Here is an 18,258-nt window from a genome sequence, read left to right on the forward strand (position 1 = left end):
ACCGGCACCCCCATCGGCGCACCCCCGGGAGTCGACGTGCCCCCTGCTCCGCTTTCCTCGCACCTCCCCCACACCCTGCACGGCGAAGGCCCGCACAAGGTGATCGCGGTGCACGGCTGGTTCGCCGACCGTGCCGCGTACGCGCCGATCGTGCCCGATCTCGACCGGGACGCGTTCCAGTACGCGTTCGTGGACCTGCGCGGCTACGGCGAGGCGAAGGAGGTGCCCGGCGCGTACACGACGGCCGAGGGCGCGGCGGACGTCCTCGATCTCGCGGACCGTCTTGGCTGGGACCGGTTCTCGCTGATCGGGCACTCGATGGGCGGGAGCGTGGCGCAGCGCGTGGTGGCGCGGGCGGCCGGCCGGGTGCGGCGCCTCGTGGGGGTGTCGCCGGTCCCGGCGTCCGGGCTGCCGCTCCCGCCCGAGCAGTGGGAGCTGTTCTCGACGGCGGACACGAAGCCGGAGCACCGGCGCGCCATCCTCGACGTGACGACGGGCGGCGTCCGCCCGGCGGCCTGGCTGGACCGGATGGTACGGCGCTCCCTGGAGTGCAGTGACGCCAAGGCGTTCCGGGCCTGGCTCGACTCGTGGTCGGGGGACGACTTCCACGCGGACGTCGAGGGCTCGACGGTCCCTGCGCTCGCCGTGACCGGGCAGCTCGACCCGGCGCTGTCGGCGGACCTGATGCGCGCGACGTGGCTGCGCTGGTTCGTCCGGGGCGAGCTGGTCGACCTGCCGGTGTGCGGGCACTACGCGATGGACGAGGCGCCGCTCGCGCTGATCCGGGTGGCGGAGGACTTCCTGCGTGCGGACGCCGAGTGAGCGACACGGTGCCCGGCGCCCCGCCCGTCCCCGACGTCTTCGACCCCCGTCTGTACGGCCATGAGGTACCGCACGACCGCTACCGCGTCCTGCGCGACCACCACCCGGTGGCGTGGCAGCGCGAACCCGCGGTGCTGGGCTGGCCGGAGGGGCCCGGCTTCTGGGCGGTGACCCGGCACGCGGACGTGGTGCGGGTCCTGAAGGACGCGTCGGCGTACTCCTCGCATGCGGGCGCGACCCAGATCCGCGATCCCGACCCGGCGGACCTGCCGTTCATCCGCGGCATGATGCTCAACCAGGACCCTCCCGCCCACGGCCGTCTGCGCCGCCTGGTGAGCCGGGCGTTCACGCCGCGCCGCGTGGAGCGGTTCGAGCGGGCGGCCCGCGAGCGCGCGACCTCCCTGCTCCACACGGCGCTTCAGGCCGCGGGGCCGACCGTGGACCTGGTGTCGGCGGTCACCGACGACTACGCCCTGCTCAACCTCACCGATCTCCTCGGCGTCCCCGAGTCCGACCGCACCCTGATGCTGCACTGGACGCGCCGCGTCATCGGCTACCAGGACCCGGACGAGGCCGCCGATGCCGCCGATGCGCCCACCGCGGGTTCGCGCGTCGATCCGCGCTCCCCCGCCGCACTGGCCGACATGTTCGCGTACGCCGACGAACTGACCGCCCACAAGCGCGCCCACCCCGCCGACGACGTCATGACGACGCTCGCCCTCGACCCCGAACTCACCCCGCCCGAACGGCAGATGTTCTTCTTCCTGCTGACGATCGCGGGCAACGACACGGTACGCAGCGCGGCCCCGGGCGCACTGGCCCTGCTGGCCGAGCACCCGTCCACGTACGCCCGACTGCGCACCGGACAGCTGGACTTGACGACAACGGTGGACGAACTGCTGCGCCGCCACCCACCCGTCCTGACCTTCCGCCGCACGGCGAACGAGGACACGACGCTGTCCGGCACCCGCATCGCGAAGGGCGACAAAGTGGTGGTCCTCCACGCGTCCGCGAACCACGACGAACGCGTCTTCCCCGACCCGTTCCGCCTCGACCCGGCCCGCTCTCCCAACCCCCACGTCTCGTTCGGCGACGGCCCGCACGTCTGCCTGGGCGCGCACTTCGCGCGGCTCCAACTCCGCGTGCTGTACGAGGAGGTGGGCCGGGCCCTGCCGACGCTGACGCTCGCGGGACCGCCACGGCGTCTCGTGTCGAACTTCATCAACGGGATCAAGGAGCTCCGGGTCGTCGCCCCTCGCTCATGAGCGGCGCTCCCCCGGCGGTCCCGTGCTCTCACGCGGCTCCAGATGCGGGAGTTCCGCCTGAAGGCTGCGGACCGGGCCGCCGTCGAGCCGGTCCAGCAGCTCCTGCGCCGCGAGCCGGCCGAAGCCGGAAGTGTCGCGCACCAGGGCGGTGAGCGAGGGATGGGTGAGCCGGCACAGGGCCGAGTCGTCCCAGGCGACGAGTGACAGCTGCCGCGGCACCTGGATGCCGCGCTCGGCGGCGACGGACGCGCCCGCGACGGCCATCACGTCGTTGTCGAAGACGATCGCCGTCGGCGGCTCCGGCTCGTCCAGGATGCGGCGGGTCGCCTCGGCGCCCTCCGCGTCGGAGTAGTCGGTCGTCACCGACCGGACATCGGTGTCGGTGAGCCCGAGCCGCTCGGCCTCGGTGCGCAGGGAACGGATGCGCCGCTCGGTGTGGGCCAGCCCGGGCAGGCCCGCCACGTGCACGATGCGCCGGTGCCCGAGGCCGTGCAGATGCGCGAGGACCGACGCCATCGCGGCCGAGTCGTCGGCCCACACCGTCGAGACGTGCGGGGCGTCGGCGCCGAGGGCGGGCGCGCCGATGACGACGGTGGGCAGCCCCAGCTCGCCCAGGAGTTCGGGGCGCGGGTCGTCCGTGCGCGGGTCGACGACGAGCAGCCCGTCGACCCGGTTCTCGGCCCACCAGCGGCGGTACACGGCGCATTCGGCGTCGATGTCCTCGACGACCTGGAACAGCAGCGCGACCTTGCGGGCGGCGAGCACTTCCTGGACGCCGGAGACGAGTTGCAGGAAGAACGACTCGACGCCGAGGGTGTGCGCGGGCCGGGCGAGGACCAGGCCGACACTGCCCGAACGTTCCCCGGACAGGGCGCGGGCGGCGCTGTTGGGCTGCCAGCCGAGTTCCTCCGCGACCCGGTGGACACGGTCGCGGGTCCCCGCCGACACGCCGGGCCTGCCGTTCAGGGCGAAGGAGACGGCGCTCTCCGAGACACCCGCGCGGCGGGCGATGTCCTTGATGGTGGGGCGGCGCGCGGGAGTCGTCCTGGCACCGTCACCCTGCGTCGGCGGTGGCGGTGGCGGTGGCGGTGTCATCGGGATGCCCCCTCGTGTGCGGCGTGCGGTGCGTCGGCTCCGTCGACAGTGACGGCGACTGCGGTTCCATAGGCGGAGCGACCCAGGCACACGGCCTTGATCAACACCCAGTACACACCGGGTGGCGTGTCCGGCAGGGGCCTGACACGGAACACGACCTCCGTCTCGCCCCGGTCCGGTACCCGCAGCGGGACGGTGCGTTCGACGATCATCCCCCAACTTCCGTACGGAGAGACAGCGATGGCCTCGCCGTGCACGGGACTGTGCAGGGCGTTGCGCACGACCGCGTGGATCTCGGCCACGCCGCCGGGCGCCACCCGTACGCGCGACCGCGGCATGTGGACGTCGAGTCCTGGCGGCGGCCCGTCGGTGCCGGGAACGGTCACGGTGAGGCAGTCCTGCACGTCGGCCGCCTCGACGAGGACCAGGTGATCGCCCGACGACGCGTCGTGCGGCACGTCGACGACGAGCGGCAGGGCGACGTGACCGCCCGCGGGGAACCGTACGTCGTCGCGGGTCCAGGAGGCACGCCAGCCGTCGGGAAGGCGCACGGTCACCGGATACTCCTGGACACCTTCCCCCGCGGGCGTGTTGGAGGTCAGCACGACCTCGGTGCGCAGCGACCCGCCGTCGGCGGCGGTGAGCGCCGACGGGGACACGGTCAGCGAGTGCGGGGCGTTCCCGAGCGGCGAGGTGCCCGTGTTGTGCAGCCAATAGCGACTGAACCGGGGCCGCACCTCCTCCTGCCGGGGTGCGCACGGCGGCAGCGGGCCGCCGGTGTCGAGCCGCACGGTGGTGTACGCGTGTCCCGGCAGCGCCAGCGGCTGCGCGTCCGCCCGTGGGGCGTCGAGCAGGTCGGCGGCGGCGATGCCGCGCACCGGCACCACCGTGGTCAGCGCGGCCCCGGCGTCCCGGCCGTGGGTCTCGCGCAGCCGCACGGCCAGGGCCTGCCCGTCGGCCCGCTTGACGGTCTCCACGAGCACGCGGTCCGCGGGTTCGACCGTGAGGAGGGAGCGCGCGGCCGGGGCCGTGCCGGGGTGCGGAGCGCCGCTCACCACGGTCAGGGGCTGGTTGAACTCCCGTCCCCTGCGCACGAGATCGGCCCGCCGCCAGTCGCCGGGCGAGGCGACCAGAGCGTGCTCGAAGACGTGGGTCCAGTGCTGGAGCTGGAAGGAACTCCCGTCGGGCGCGGTGCGCCGGGGCGGGTCCATCCACGCACCGGACGGCCGCCCGCTGCAGGACCGCAGCAGAGAACTGTGCAGCCGTCCCCGGGTGTCGACGGCGAACCCCGGTGTGCCGCGCACGAGCAGGGCGACGGTGCGGTCCTCGAACGCCTCCGGCGCGCCGGGCGCCGGGTCCAGCGCGCCCACGCGCCCCTCGCCCGCGACGTCCAGGGCGAGCGCGGCCAGCGCGGCGGGCAGATCGTCCCCGGTCAGAACGGCCACCGGCAGATCCCGTACGCCGGTCAGGTCGCACCCGGGAACCCACGCCTCGCGCAGCCCGGTGCGCGCCGGCACCCACACGAGCGGCGCCCGCGCGGCCCGCACGGCGTCGGCGTACGCGGGCCCGGCGTCGTCGAGCACCGCGGCCGTGAAGGCGTTGACCTCGGGGCCGCCGATCGCGATGCGGAAGTCCGGAAGGCTGCTGTCCACGGCGAGATCACCCCAGCGGGGCCCCCGGGCGCGCGTCGGCGTCGTGGTGACGCCCTGCCGGACGAGGGCGGTGACCAGGTCGCGCAGCGGGTCGGGGGCCGTCTCGGCGGGGCCGTCCAGCGGCGCGCCGTACCCGGGCAGCCCGCCGTCCGGCAGCACGATCTCCCCGGCGCCCAGGGCCCGTTCGCCCGCCGGCGCGCCGTCCGGCCCCGTCAGCGTCGCCCGGAGCGTCGAGGACAGGGCGAACCAGTTCAGGCACGGGCTGTCGAGCGTCCACGGGGCGCGGGTGTGATCGGTGCCGGTGTCGGTCTCCGGGAAGGCGAAGCCCCGGCCCACCGCGGCGGCCGCGGTCTCCGCGACGGGCAGCGCGCCGGGCACGTCGACCGGGACGCGAAGGCGCATCAGCTGGTCGCTGCCGGTGAACTCGTCGACCCGGGTGGTCAGTTCGACGCGGTCGAGACCGTTCCAGAGCGTGGTCGTACGGGTCCAGCGGGCCGGTCCCGTACGGCCCGTCGCGACGATCCGGGCGCCGAGCGGGCTGCGCTCGACGACGCAGGTGTCGGCGGGCGCGGACCCGGATCCGGTGCCGGGCCCCTTGGGCAGCAGGTGCCAGGGCCCCTCCTCGAAGAAGGGGTGGGCGGCGTACTCGTCCTGCACGACCAGTTCGTCGACCTCGCCGGGCGTGAGCAGCTCGTGCCCGCCGCGCAGGTCGGTGACCCGGCTCAGGCCTCCGCCGCGCGCCGGGTCGGCCTCGATCAGGAACGTCTCGTTGGCGGCCGTGGTACCGGCCTCGGGTTCCCAGCCGCCGGACAGCGGCGCGTCGGCCGCCACCAGCCACCACGTACGGTGCCCGAGCGGCGGCAGGTCGGTGGCGAGGAAGGCGAGCGCCACCTCGTCCGCGCCCACGTGCTCGACCAGGACGGGCGCGAGCCCTCCCGCGTCGTCGCGCACACCGATCCGCGAGACGTCCAGGTCCGCCCCGCCCGCCTGGCCCGCCAGATCCGCCCGCTCCGCCACGCCCGCCAGATCCGCCAGGTCCGCCAGATCCGCCAGCGCTACCCGAGTCCGCACGACGTCCGTACGCGTCCACGAGACCGGGTTGAAGACGGTCATCGCCACCGCCCCCGCCCCCGCCCCCGCGGGCCCCGAGGTGTCGGCGACCGAGGTCAGCGCGGCGAGCGCCGACTCCCGTACCTCCGCGGCGAGTTCGGCCGCCTCGCGCCAGGTCGGCAGCAGGTCGAGATACACCTGATCGGAGAAGGTCCCGGTCACCGCGTCGTGGTGCGCCGCGTGCAGCAGGTGCCGCCACGCCTTGTCGAGGGCGTCGTCCGGGTAGGGGGTCAGCCCCAGTCCGTGGGCGAGCGCCGCGAACGTCTCCGCTTCCTGGACCAGGTTCTCCGCCGCGCGGTGCGCCTGCTTCACGTCCGCGTACGTGACGTCCTTGCCGGTGTAGACCGGTCCCATCTCCCGGGTGACGGGCAGCGGGCGCTCGCCGCGCGCCGCCAGCTCGGCCCGCACGGCGGCGAAGTGCTCGCGCGGTCCGGCGTGTTCGAGGCGCGGCCAGGTGTAGCGGCGATTCCAGGCGTGCTGGACGTCGAGCCCCCAGGGGTGCGGCCAGGAGAAGTCGGTGCCCATGGGGATGAGGACGTTGCGGGTCGCGGCGCCGGTGCGCAACAGCTCGTACAGCGCGAGGAGTTGCTCGGCCGCGGCGTCGGCCGACGGCGCCTTGTGGGAGAACCAGCCGGCCGAGTAGTGCGCGGGCAGGTAGTGCAGCAGCAGGCCGGTGCCGTCTGGACCCAACCAGTCGTACTCCGCCGGGAGTTGCATGGCGGTCGGCGGGCGCAGCGCCTCGCCCCAGGTGTCCATCATGGGACCCCACTGGTGGTGCGGGCCGCGCGCGAGCACCGCCGAGTCGAGCCCGGCGTCCCGCATCAGCGCGGGGAACGACGGGTCGTGCCCGAAGACGTCGAGCTGCCAGGCGGTGCGCGGCGCGGCGCCGAGGACCCCGCGGTGGAAGCCGAGCCCGTGCACGGCGCTGCGGGCGGTGGTCTCGGCGGAGGTCAGGTTGGTGGACGGCTCGTTGTAGGTGCCGCCGACGATCTCCAGACGCCCCTCGGCGATCAACTGCCGTATCTCGTCGCGATGTTCGGGATGCGTGTCCCAGAAGGGCTTCAGGTAGTCGATCTCGGACAGGACGAAGCGGTACGCGGGGTCGTCGCGGGCCTGCTGCAGGTGCAGCGGTACGAGCGTGAAGGCCGGGACGCCCGTGTACTCCCAGCCCTTCTCCGCCTCACCGGTGCGCGGCGGGGTGTCCCACAGGGCGGTGTAGGCGGCCTGGGTGTTCCACCACATGGGGTCGTAGTGGAAGTGCGGGACGAGCCGCACGGTCCAGCCCGGTTCGGCGACGGGGAGCGTGAAGGCGTACGCGCACAGCTCGCGGCCGTCCGGCGCGGCGACCAGGGCACGTACGGGCAGCAGCGTGCCGGGCGCCGCGCCGCTCACCCGCACGGCGACCTCGACGACGGACTCGATCGCCGACTCCCCCTCGGCCGCAGCCAGTTCGGCCTTGGCGTCGACGCCCGCGTACGCCTCGGCGGTGTCGGCCCGCACGAACCTGGGGCGCGGGGTGGCGACCGAGGGCCCGGACACGGACACGGCGAACGGGCCGACCGGACGCGTGCGCCGCACCCGCACGCGCACCACCTGCAGCGGCTCACGCTCGGGTCCCGCGAAGAGGGCGGGCGTCATGACGCCGGCGACCTGGATGCCGGAATCCTGCACGTCCACGGGCATATCCATTCTGTGCGACCTGGCTGCGCCCTGGCACTAAAGCGCAATAGTTGCACACAGCTTTACGGCCGCTCGCCGCACCTGTCAAACGTCTGTCACGCGTGTCTACATCGGCTCTGACCTGCCTAGATGTCTCGATCCGCGGCCAACCATTGACACGAACTAAAACGCATTAGTACCGTCAGCGCCGCAACGCGGAGGTCTGTGCCGCGCCACTGTCTTTTACTTCTCTGTATTCGGTCCGAGCAAAGGAGCCCCGGCCATGCGGATATCGCGCCCGTCTCGTCGTGGAGTCACAGCCACCGCGATCGCGGTCACCTCAGCCCTGGTCATGACCGCCTGCGGGGGCTCGGGGGACTCGGGCTCGGGCGGGGGTGACGCGTCCGGGAAGATCGAGGGGACCGTCACGTTCCAGACCTGGAACCTGAAGACGAACTTCAAGGACTACTTCGACGGCGTCATCGCCGGTTTCGAGAAGAAGTACCCGGACGTCCAGGTCAAGTGGGTCGACCAGCCCGCGGAGGGCTACGCGGACAAGCTCAGCTCGCAGGCCACCGGCAACACCCTGCCCGACGTCGTCAACGTCTCCCCCGACCTCGCGACCCCGCTCGCCAAGGCCGGGCTCGCGCTCAACCTCGACGAGGCCGCCGCCAAGTACAAGGACGAGTACCTGCCGGGTGCCTGGACGAGCCACCAGATGCCGGGCAAGGAGGGCACGTACGCCTTCCCGTGGTATCTGAACACCGGCCCGATGTTCTACAACAAGAAGCTCTTCAAGGACGCGGGGCTCGACCCCGAGAAGCCGCCGACGACGTACGACCAGCTGTTCAAGGACTCGCTGCAGATGGCGAAGAACAGCAAGGGCAAGATCGCCATGCTGGCCAACGCCCCGGCCGTCGAGGACTTCGGCCGCTACGGCGTCAAGATGATGAACGACGACATGACCAAGTTCACCTTCAACGACGCCAAGGGTGTCGAACTGGTCAAGAAGTACAAGGAGTTGTACGACGCGAAGGCGCTGGACTCGCAGGCGCTGACCGCGGTCGCGGAGTCCGCGGGCCGCAAGTTCCAGCAGCAGTCGATCGCCATGAACCCGGGTGGCGCGAACGACTTGACGACGTACAAGAAGGAGGCCCCGAGCCTCTACAAGAACATCGGTGTCACGCCCGCGGTGAACAACACGGGCAAGGACAACATGTACGTCCAGGGCCTGATGGTGAACGCGCAGTCGAAGGTGAAGCCGGCCGCCGTCGCGTTCGCGCACTGGGTGACCGACGCGAAGAACCAGGAGGCGTTCGGCCGCGAGGTCGCGATCTTCCCGTCGACCAAGGGCAGCCTCGACAAGCCGTACTACACCAAGGACGACGGCACCGACGAGGGCCGCATCCGGGTCACCGCCGCCAAGGCCCTGAAGACGGCGGTGAACTACACCCCGGCGGTCTTCACCGAGCAGATGAAGACGGTCCTCAAGAACGAGGTCGCCAAGGCGCTGCAGGGCAAGCAGTCCGCCCAGCAGGCCATGGACGACGCCGTCGCCGAGTGCGACAAGCTGCTGCAGCAGGCCGGCTGACCTCATGACCGCCGCACTGTCGAGCACGAAGAGCGGGGGGCCGGCCACCACGGCCGCCCCCGGCTCCCCGGCCGCCGCCAAGAAGGCCAAGAAGAACGCCCGCCGGATCAGGACCCATCTGCCGTCCACGCCCTGGCTGTTCCTGCTGCCGGGACTGCTGGTCAACGGCGCGTTCGTCATCTACCCGTTCGTCTCGACGGTGACGAACTCCTTCACCGACCGGCGCACCCTCATCGGCGGCGACTGGATCGGCGGCGCCAACTACACGGAACTGTTCCACGACGAGCGGTTCTGGACGGCGCTGCGCAACAGCGTCCTCTACATGGTCGGCGTCGTGCCGCTCCTGGTGATCCTGCCGCTGCTGCTCGCGATGCTGGTGCAGCGGTATCTGCCCGGCATCACCTTCTTCCGGTCCGCGTTCTACACGCCGGTCGTCGCCTCCGTCGTCGTGGTCGGCCTGATCTGGGTGTGGATGCTCGACGACCGGGGCCTGGTCAACGCCGTGCTCGGCGCGATCGGGATCGGCCCCGTGCACTTCCTGAGCGACCAGTGGCTGCTGCTGATCAGCGCGATGCTGGTGACGGTCTGGAAGGGCCTCGGCTACTACATGATCGTTTACATGGCCGCGCTGGGGAACGTCCCGCGCGAGCTGCACGAGGCCGCGGCCGTGGACGGAGCGGGAGCGGTGCGCCGGTTCCTCAGCGTGACCGTGCCGGCCGTGCGCCCCACGATGGTCCTGGTCGCCGCCCTGTCCTGCGTGAACGCCTTCAAGGTGTTCTCCGAGGTCTATCTGATGGCGGGCCCGACCGGCGGCCCCGGCGGCGAGGACACCACGCTCGTCATGCTGATCCAGCAGGTCGGCACCGGGCTCTCCGGCCGGGTCGGCTACGCCTCGGCGATCTCGGTCGTGGTCTTCGTGATCACGCTCGGCCTGATGCTGCTCGTGCTGCGCGCCGACCGTAAGGAGGACGCGTGAGCGCCCACACTCCCTCCAGGACCCTGGAGAAGTTCACGGCCGACGGCGGCCGCCGCCCGCCCCTGTGGAAGCTGGCCCTGCGCTACCTTCTGCTCCTCGCCGTCTTCGCGATCCTCGTCGGCCCGTTCCTGTGGCAGCTGTCCACGTCGCTGAAGGGCCCCACCGAGGACATCTACAGCTATCCGCCGAAGCTGCTGCCCTCGCACCCGACGTTCGACAACTTCAAGAAGGTCGCCGACCTCATCCCGGTCTGGGACTTCGCGCTCAACTCGCTGAAGGTCGCGGTCGCCAACGTCCTCACCAACTGCTTGGGCGCGGCGCTCGCCGGATACGCGCTGGCCCGGCTCCGCTTCGGCGGGCGCAAGCTGACCGCGGTCGCGTTCGTCATGGCGATGCTGGTGCCGGTCGAGTCGATCATCATCGCCCAGTTCATGACGATGCGGGACCTCCAGCTCAACAACACCCTGATCGCCGTGGTGCTGCCCGGCTGCGTCGGCGCCCTGAACGTGCTGCTGATGCGCAACGCCTTCGCCAACCTCCCGTACGAGATCGAGGAGGCGGCCTACTGCGACGGTGCCAACGCCTGGCAGCGCTTCACCAGGATCGCGCTGCCCTCGGTGAAGGGCACCCTCGCCGTCGTCGCGATCTTCTCGTTCATGGGGGCCTGGGACGACTTCCTGTGGCCGCTGATCGTGCTGAGCGACCAGGCGAACTTCACGCTCACCATCGGCCTGAACTATCTGCACGGCACGTTCGCCAACAACCAGCGTCTGGTCGCCGCCGGCACCGTCATCGCCGTGGCCCCGCTGATCGCCTTGTTCGCGTGTCTGCAGCGCTACTTCTTCCGCGGGGTCGGCGAGGGCGCGGTCAAGGGCTGAGCCCGGACCCGTCCCCCGCACCCCACGTACGTACTCCGAGGAACTCCGCATGCCCGAAACGGCCGCCCGCCCGCTGCGCTTCGGCGCCAACTACACGCCCACGCAGGGGTGGTTCCACCACTGGCTCGACTTCGACCTCGACGCGGTCCGCGCCGACCTCGACTCGATCGCGGCGCTCGGCCTCGACCACGTCCGGGTCTTCCCGCTGTGGCCGCTGTTCCAGCCGAACCGGACGCTGATCCGGCCGCGGGCGGTCGAGCAGTTGGTGCGGCTCGCGGACGCCGCCGCCGAGCGGGGCCTCGACGTCAACGTCGACGGCCTGCAGGGGCACCTGTCGAGCTTCGACTTCCTGCCCGCCTGGACGCAGACCTGGCACCGCCGCAACATCTTCGCCGACCCCGAGGTGGTCGCGGGCCAGGAGGAGTACCTGCGCACGCTGGCCGCGGCCCTCGCCGACCGGCCGAACTTCCTCGGCATGACCATCGGCAACGAGATCAACCAGTTCTCCGGCGACCCGCACCCCGACCCGGACCGCATCTCCCATGAGCAGGCGGGCCGTTGGCTGGAGCGGATGCTCGCCGCGTGCGAGGCGGGCGCGCCGGGGAAGTTCCATCTGCACGCCGAGTACGACGCCGCCTGGTACCTGGACGGGCACCCGTTCACGCCCGCGCAGGCCGCCCGGCTCGGCGGGGCGACGGCCGTGCACTCGTGGGTGTTCAACGGCACCGCCCAGCGGCACGGGCGTACCGGCGTGGCGACCGAGCACCACGCCGCATACCTGATCGAACTGGCCCGCGCCTGGCACACCGACCCCGAGCGGCCCGTGTGGCTTCAGGAGGTCGGGGCGCCGGCCCCGCACATCCCGGCCGAGCACGCCGCGCACTTCACCGAGGCCACCATCGCGAACGCGCTGGACTGCGAGAACGTGTGGGGCGTCACCTGGTGGTGCTCGCACGACGTCTCCCGCGACCTCGCCGATTTCCCCGAACTCGAGTACAGCCTGGGCCTGTTGACGAACGACCGCACGGTCAAGCCCGCGGGCGCGGCCATCGCGCGGGTCGTCGAGCAGTGGCGCGGCCGCGACCACACGCCCGCGCCCCGCACCACCGCCCTGGTGCTCGACACCGGGGACACCGTCGCCTCCCCGCACCGCGCGCTGTGCGGTCCCGGCGGCGCCTTCTTCGAGGCCTGGCACCGTCTGACGGCTCAGGGCGTCCGCCCCGCCGTGGTCCTGGCCGAGCACGCGCACGACACGCAGCACCTGACCGCCCGCGGCATCACCGCGACGGTCACCCCCGAAGAGGTCGACTGACTCCCCCGTCCAAGGAGCTCATCAGCAATGACCCGCATGTCTCGTACGCCCGGTACACGCCCCGCCCGTCGCACCGTCGTCCTTGGCTCGGCCGCCGCCGCTGCCGCCCTGGCCCTGCCCTCCGTGCCCGCCCGGGCGGCGGCGCGCGGCGCGAGAGCCGCCACCGCGAACCTCCAGCCCTACGCGTCCTACTGGTTCCCGGACTCGCTGCCCAGCGGCACCCCCGGCACCGGCATCACCTGGCGCTCCCTGAAGTCGTGGACGGCCGCGTCCGACGCCGACCTGGCGTTCAACAGGTCGACGGTGCCGCTCGCGCCGCGCTTCACGCCGGTCCCGGTGAACACGACGGCCCGCACCGACCAGGCCAGGATCACCTCGCTGGTCTCCTTCGGCCCGACGGCGTCCAACCCGTCGCAGGGCGGGCCCACCGCCTCGTACTACGCGCTGACGCACTGGGCGTACATCGACGAACTCGTCTTCTGGGGCGGCTCGTCCGCCGAGGGCATCGTGCTCGCGCCCAACGCCCCGGTGGTGGACGCGGCGCACCGCAACGGCGTGACCGTCCTCGGCAACATCTTCCTGCCGCCCGCCGCGTACGGCGGCCAGTTGCAGTGGACCCGCGACCTCGTGCAGAAGGCGGCGGACGGCACCTTCCCCCTCGCGCAGAAGCTGGTGGACGTCGCGGTCGCGTACGGCTTCGACGGCTGGTTCGTGAACGCCGAGACCGGCGGCGGCGACGCGGCGCTCGCCACGCAGATGATCGCGTTCCTCAAGGAGCTCAAGCGGCTCGGCTCCGCGCACGGGCTGCGGATCGACTGGTACGACTCGATGGTCGAGTCGGGTTCGGTGTCCTGGCAGAACGCTCTGAATGGGCAGAACCAGGACTTCTTCGTGCAGTCGGACACCTTCTTCGTCAACTTCAACTGGACGGCTTCCGGGCTGAGTTCGTCGGCGCAGCTCGCCGAGTCGCTCGGCCGTGACCGCTACGAGCTGTGGGCCGGCGTCGACGTCGAGTCGAACGGCTGGAACACGAACGTCGACTGGGACGCGGTGATCCCGGCCGGCGCCGCGCACACCACCTCGTACGGCTTCTACCGTCCGGAGTGGACCTACAAGCACCTGGCCGCGGGCAGCACGCCGGGCCAGTTCCACGCGGCGGACGACCAGTTCTGGACCGGTACGTCGCTGGACCCGTCCCGCGCCTCGACCGGTTCCTGGCGCGCTCCGGCCACCGCCGTCGCGGACCGCTCGACGGTGTCGTCGCTGCCGTTCGGCTGCTCCTTCAACACCGGGCACGGTCTGGCCTGGTACGAGCGCGGAACGGTTCGCTCGACCGCCGCCTGGAACCAGCTCGGCGTGCAGGACCGGCTGCCGGGCCGCCGCTGGGTCACCCGCACCACGGGCAGCCGCCCCTCGGTCACCCTGGACTTCGCGGACGCCTGGCGCGGCGGCTCCAGCCTGCTCGTCGACGGCGACCTGAACGCGCCGGTCGTGGTCGAACTGCACGGCACCCGGCTGCCGTTGAACGCCGCTACGACGGTGACGCTCGCCCAGCGCGCGGCGTCCGGGTCGGTCACGGTCGAGGTCGGCGTGGCGCTCCAGGAGCCGGACAACCCCGGCGACCCGCTGACGTACTCGTTCCTGCCCGCGGGCACGGCCGGCGGCAGCTGGGCGGAGGCGACCGTGCGCCTCTCCTCCCTCGGCGCGGGCACGATCCACGGCCTGGCGCTGCGGCTCACCGGCACCGGCGCCGTGACGTACCGGCTCGGCGCGCTCCTGGTCCGGGACGCCGACGAGCAGGTCCCGGCGCCCAGCGCGCTCAAGGTCGACCAGGCGTCGGGCGACGGCCAGTTCCGCCTGTCGTGGCGGGCCGCGTCCGGCCACGTACGCCACTACGAGCTGTCCCGCGTCCTCAAGGACGGCACCCGCCGCTTCCTCACCGGGACCTGCGCGAACGCCGCGTACGTGACGGGGCTCGCCGCCGAGCGGGGCGAGCGCGCCGCCACCTTCGAGCTGCGCGCCGTCGGCGAGCTTTACACGACGTCCGCACCGATTACCGTCACTCACACCTGGTAACACCCGCACACCGCGCACCACTGAGCTCTACCCGCACCACTGGCAACACCACGAGAAGTTGGAGTCCCTCCATGCATGACGACCGCGCCCTCGTAGAGGCCCGCCTCAAGCGCGTGCTCGACGAGCGCATACGCCCTGCCGTGTACCCGCAGTCGGTGCCGTTGGCGGTCGAGGCGTGGACCGCGCCCGGTGAGCCGGTGCCGATCGCCGAGGGCCTGGCCGCGACGCACGAGCCGGTCGCGGTCGGCGACGCATGGGGGGCTCCGTGGGCCACGACCTGGTTCAAGGTGACCGGCGAGGTCCCGGCCGCGTGGGCGGGGAAGACCGTCGAGGCGGTCCTCGACCTCGGCTTCGACGAGCGGATGCCCGGCTTCCAGTGCGAGGCGCTCGTCTACACGCCTGACGGGGAGCCGATCAAGGCGGTCAACCCGCGCAACCAGTGGGTGCGGGTCGGCGACCCGGCGACGGGCGTCCTGGGCGGCGAGCGGGTCGAGTGGCACCTGGAGGCGGCGTCCAACCCGGTGCTGCTCGGCGACAACCCGTTCCGCCCGACCGACCTCGGCGACAAGGACACCGCGGGCGACGAGCCCCAGTACCGCCTGGAGCGGATGGACCTCGCAGTCTTCGACCGTACGGTGTGGGAGCTCGTCGCCGACCTGGAGGTGGTCGGCGAACTGATGGAGCAGCTGCCCGTCGAGGGCGGCCGGCGCTGGGAGCTGCTGCGCGCGGTCGGCCGCTGCCTCGACGCGATCGACCTCCAGGACGTCAACGGCACGGCGGCAGCCGCCCGTTCGCACCTGACCGGCGTCCTGTCGGCGCCCGCGGACGCCTCCGCGCACCGCATCAGCGCGGTCGGGCACGCGCACATCGACTCGGCGTGGCTGTGGCCGCTGCGCGAGACGGTTCGCAAGGTGGCTCGCACGACGTCGAACATGACGAACCTCCTGGAGTCGGAGGACGAGTTCGTCTACGCCATGTCCCAGGCGCAGCAGTACGCCTGGATCAAGGAGCACCGCCCCGAGGTCTACGCGAAGGTCAAGAAGGCGGTCGCCGAGGGCCGGTTCGTGCCGGCCGGCGGCATGTGGGTCGAGTCCGACACGAACATGCCGGGTTCGGAGGCGATGGCCCGTCAGTTCGTGCACGGCAAGCGGTTCTTTCTCGACGAGTTCGGCGTCGAGAACGAGGAGGCGTGGCTGCCCGACACCTTCGGCTTCGCCGCCGGTCTCCCGCAGATCATCAAGGCGGCGGGCTCCAAGTGGCTGCTGACGCAGAAGATCTCGTGGTCGCAGATCAACAAGTTCCCGCACCACACCTTCAACTGGGAAGGCATCGACGGGACCCGCATCTTCACGCACTTCCCGCCGGTCGACACGTACAACTGCTCCATGCTGGGCCGTGAGATCGCCCACGCCGCAAGCAACTTCAAGGACAAGGGCGTCGCCAAGCACTCGCTCGCGCCGACCGGCTGGGGCGACGGCGGCGGCGGCACGACCCGCGAGATGATCGCCAAGGCGAAGCGCATGAAGTCGCTCGAAGGCTCGGCGCACGTCACGTGGGAGACGCCGAAGGAGTTCTTCGAGAAGGCGGAGGCCGAGTACGCGAACCCGCCGGTCTGGGTCGGCGAGCTGTACCTGGAACTGCACCGCGCCACCCTCACCAGCCAGGCGCGGACGAAGCAGGGCAACCGCCGCTCGGAACACCTGCTGCGCGAGGCGGAACTGTGGGCGGCGACGGCAGCGGTCCGCACCGATTTCGCCTACCCCTACGCCGATCTGGACCGCATCTGGAAGACGGTCCTGCTGCACCAGTTCCACGACATCCTGCCCGGCTCCTCCATCGCCTGGGTGCACCGCGAGGCGGAGAAGACGTACGCGGCGGTGGCGGCCGAGCTCACCGCGATCATCGACGCGGCGCAGCGCGCACTCGCGGGCGAAGGATCGCAGGAGCTCGTCTTCAACGCGGCGGCGCACGAGCGCTCCGGCATCGCGGCGGGCGGCGCGGGCGCCCCGGCGCTGTCCGGCACGGTGGAGCTGACGGCCCGCCCGGACGGCGGCCACATCCTGGACAACGGCCTGCTGCGCGTCGAGATCGACGCCCGCGGCCTGGTCGTCTCGGCCTACGACATCGAGGCGGACCGCGAGACGGTCGCGCCGGGCGCGGCGGCGAACCTCCTCCAGATCCACCCCGACTTCCCCAACATGTGGGACGCGTGGGACGTCGATGAGTTCTACCGCAACGTGGTCACGGACCTGACGGACGTGGACACGGTGCAGGTCCTCGCCTCGACCCCGGCCGGGGTCTCGATCGAGGTGGTCCGCTCCTTCGGGGCCTCCCGCGCCACCCAGGTCCTGACGCTGGCGGCGGGCACCAAGCGCCTCGACATCGACACCGAGGTGGACTGGCACGAGACGGAGAAGTTCCTCAAGGCGGCCTTCCCGGTGGACGTCCACGCGGACCGGTACGCGGCGGAGACCCAGTTCGGGCACCTGTACCGCCCCACCCACACCAACACCAGCTGGGAGGCGGCCAAGTTCGAGGCCTGCAACCACCGCTTCCTGCACCTGGCGGAGCCCGGCTTCGGGGTCGCCCTGGTCACCGACTCGACGTACGGCCACGACGTGACGCGCACGGTACGGGAATCCGACGCGGGCACGACCACGACGGTCCGCCTCTCGCTGCTGCGCGCCCCGCGCTTCCCCGACCCGCACACGGACCAGGGCGTGCACCGCTTCCGGTACGCCCTCGCCCCCGGCGCCGGCGTGGTCGACGCGGTCCGCGAGGGCTTCGCGATCAACCTCCCCGAACGCCGCGTCACCGGCTCGGGCACGGTCGCCCCGCTGTGCTCGGTGGCGTCGGACGCGGTCGCGGTGAGCGCGGTGAAGCTGGCCGACGACGGCTCGGGCGACGTGGTGGTCCGCCTCTACGAAGCCGGCGGCGGCCGGGCCCGTACGTCGTTGCGGCTCGGTTTCCCTGCGGCCTCGGTGGTCGCGACGGACCTGCTGGAGCGCCCGCTCGCGGCCGCCGCGGCGTACACCGTGGAGGACGGTGAAGTGGCGCTGTCGCTGCGGCCGTTCGAGCTGGTGACATTGCGGTTCGGGCGCTAGGTCCGGACCCGGGTACGGCGCGGAGGCAGGGCAGGGTGGCCCCGCCCCCGCGCCGTACCCGTCAGTGCCTCCTGGTCACACGCGATGCCGTCCTCGTCGCGGTCCGGCTCGAGGCTGCAGCCGGGCTCGCCCCTGTGCAGCGGCGCCTTGTCCGCCACCCGCACCTCGATGCGGTTCCGGTGGTGGACGCTGCCACCGCCCACTCCGCTGTCGTGGTCCGAGGCACTACCGGAGCCGGAGTCCTGGTGCCGGTCCGGGTTGGGATCGGGATCCGGGTCACGCCGGGTGTACCGATCGGCCGGGCAGGCGTCCTTCGGCTGTACGAGGGCCAGGTCGACCGACGTCGTTCCAGGGTCGGTGCTCTCCTCGCCGGAGCGCGGGTCCTGGCCAGGTGCCGGCATCGGGCTGACGCATGACGACGGAGGTCGCGTCACCGTCCACGCCCACCACGCAGGCGACGGCCTGGTTGTCGAATCGGTAAGCCCAGGCCTCGATCAGCTGTGGCGGCTGCGGCACGACAGGGGGCACGACCCGCACGAGGTCTCCGAGGTGCGCGCCGGTCCTCTGGACGCGGAATCGCTCCACCGCCACGCTCTCCGCCTCGCGCTGCAGCTCGGCGGCTGTGGGCGGGCGCGACTGCAGGCCGACGGCAGGGCGAACTCCGCGCGCCCGGGTACGACTGCCGCCACCGCCCGAGGCGCGGCGCCTACCGCCGACG

General features: G+C 72.1%; 11 protein-coding genes. 8 read left to right on the top strand and 3 right to left on the bottom strand.

Going from position 1 to position 18,258, the window contains the following annotated elements; all coding sequences use genetic code 11:
- The first annotated feature begins 36 nt into the window (after positions 1–36).
- Together J3486_RS30285 and J3486_RS30290 are read left to right on the top strand one after the other, a co-directional pair.
- Positions 37–822: an alpha/beta hydrolase gene (locus J3486_RS30285; protein WP_307804996.1), complete on the top strand. Its 786-nt coding sequence runs from the start codon at positions 37–39 to the stop codon at positions 820–822.
- On the top strand, positions 819–2,087 hold the full coding sequence (locus J3486_RS30290) for a cytochrome P450 (protein WP_307804997.1): 1,269 nt from the start codon (positions 819–821) through the stop codon (positions 2,085–2,087). The genes J3486_RS30285 and J3486_RS30290 overlap by 4 nt, the downstream gene beginning before the upstream one ends.
- Here J3486_RS30290 and J3486_RS30295 read toward each other — a convergent pair.
- A complete protein-coding gene (locus J3486_RS30295; RefSeq protein WP_207825998.1) occupies positions 2,082–3,182 on the bottom strand; it encodes a LacI family DNA-binding transcriptional regulator in 1,101 nt (366 codons plus the stop codon). The two genes, J3486_RS30290 and J3486_RS30295, sit on opposite strands and share 6 nt — an antisense overlap.
- Positions 3,179–7,621, bottom strand: coding sequence for a glycoside hydrolase (locus J3486_RS44780; protein ID WP_207826000.1), 4,443 nt, complete (start codon positions 7,619–7,621; stop codon positions 3,179–3,181). Before J3486_RS44780 ends, J3486_RS30295 begins: the two co-directional genes overlap by 4 nt.
- Positions 7,622–7,886: 265 nt before the next feature.
- Here J3486_RS44780 and J3486_RS30305 point away from each other — a divergent pair, with 265 nt between their 5' ends.
- The 6 genes from J3486_RS30305 to J3486_RS30330 all read left to right on the top strand — a co-directional run bounded on the left by J3486_RS30305 (position 7,887) and on the right by J3486_RS30330 (position 17,540).
- Positions 7,887–9,194 carry a sugar ABC transporter substrate-binding protein gene (locus J3486_RS30305; RefSeq protein WP_207826004.1) on the top strand — a complete coding sequence of 436 codons (1,308 nt, stop codon included), beginning with the start codon at positions 7,887–7,889 and terminating at the stop codon, positions 9,192–9,194.
- Positions 9,195–9,198: 4 nt separating this feature from the next.
- Positions 9,199–10,170, top strand: coding sequence for a carbohydrate ABC transporter permease (locus J3486_RS30310; RefSeq protein ID WP_207826006.1), 972 nt, complete (start codon positions 9,199–9,201; stop codon positions 10,168–10,170).
- 23 nt (positions 10,171–10,193) lie between these two features.
- Positions 10,194–11,048 carry a carbohydrate ABC transporter permease gene (locus J3486_RS30315; RefSeq protein WP_229378876.1) on the top strand — a complete coding sequence of 285 codons (855 nt, stop codon included), beginning with the start codon at positions 10,194–10,196 and terminating at the stop codon, positions 11,046–11,048.
- Positions 11,049–11,097: 49 nt separating this feature from the next.
- Positions 11,098–12,360, top strand: coding sequence for a glycosyl hydrolase (locus tag J3486_RS30320; RefSeq protein WP_207826011.1), 1,263 nt, complete (start codon positions 11,098–11,100; stop codon positions 12,358–12,360).
- A 27-nt stretch (positions 12,361–12,387) separates the two neighbouring features.
- Positions 12,388–14,436, top strand: coding sequence for an endo-beta-N-acetylglucosaminidase (locus tag J3486_RS30325; RefSeq protein WP_207826013.1), 2,049 nt, complete (start codon positions 12,388–12,390; stop codon positions 14,434–14,436).
- Positions 14,437–14,507: 71 nt separating this feature from the next.
- Positions 14,508–17,540: a glycoside hydrolase family 38 C-terminal domain-containing protein gene (locus J3486_RS30330; RefSeq protein WP_207826014.1), complete on the top strand. Its 3,033-nt coding sequence runs from the start codon at positions 14,508–14,510 to the stop codon at positions 17,538–17,540.
- Here the strand turns inward: J3486_RS30330 and J3486_RS30335 are convergent.
- A complete protein-coding gene (locus J3486_RS30335) occupies positions 17,537–17,941 on the bottom strand; it encodes an excalibur calcium-binding domain-containing protein (protein ID WP_207826017.1) in 405 nt (134 codons plus the stop codon). The two genes, J3486_RS30330 and J3486_RS30335, sit on opposite strands and share 4 nt — an antisense overlap.
- Positions 17,942–18,258 lie beyond the last annotated feature (317 nt).

Origin of the sequence: Streptomyces sp. VRA16 Mangrove soil (assembly GCF_017377775.1) — a bacterium.
In the GTDB taxonomy this organism is placed as follows: Bacteria; Actinomycetota; Actinomycetes; order Streptomycetales; family Streptomycetaceae; genus Streptomyces.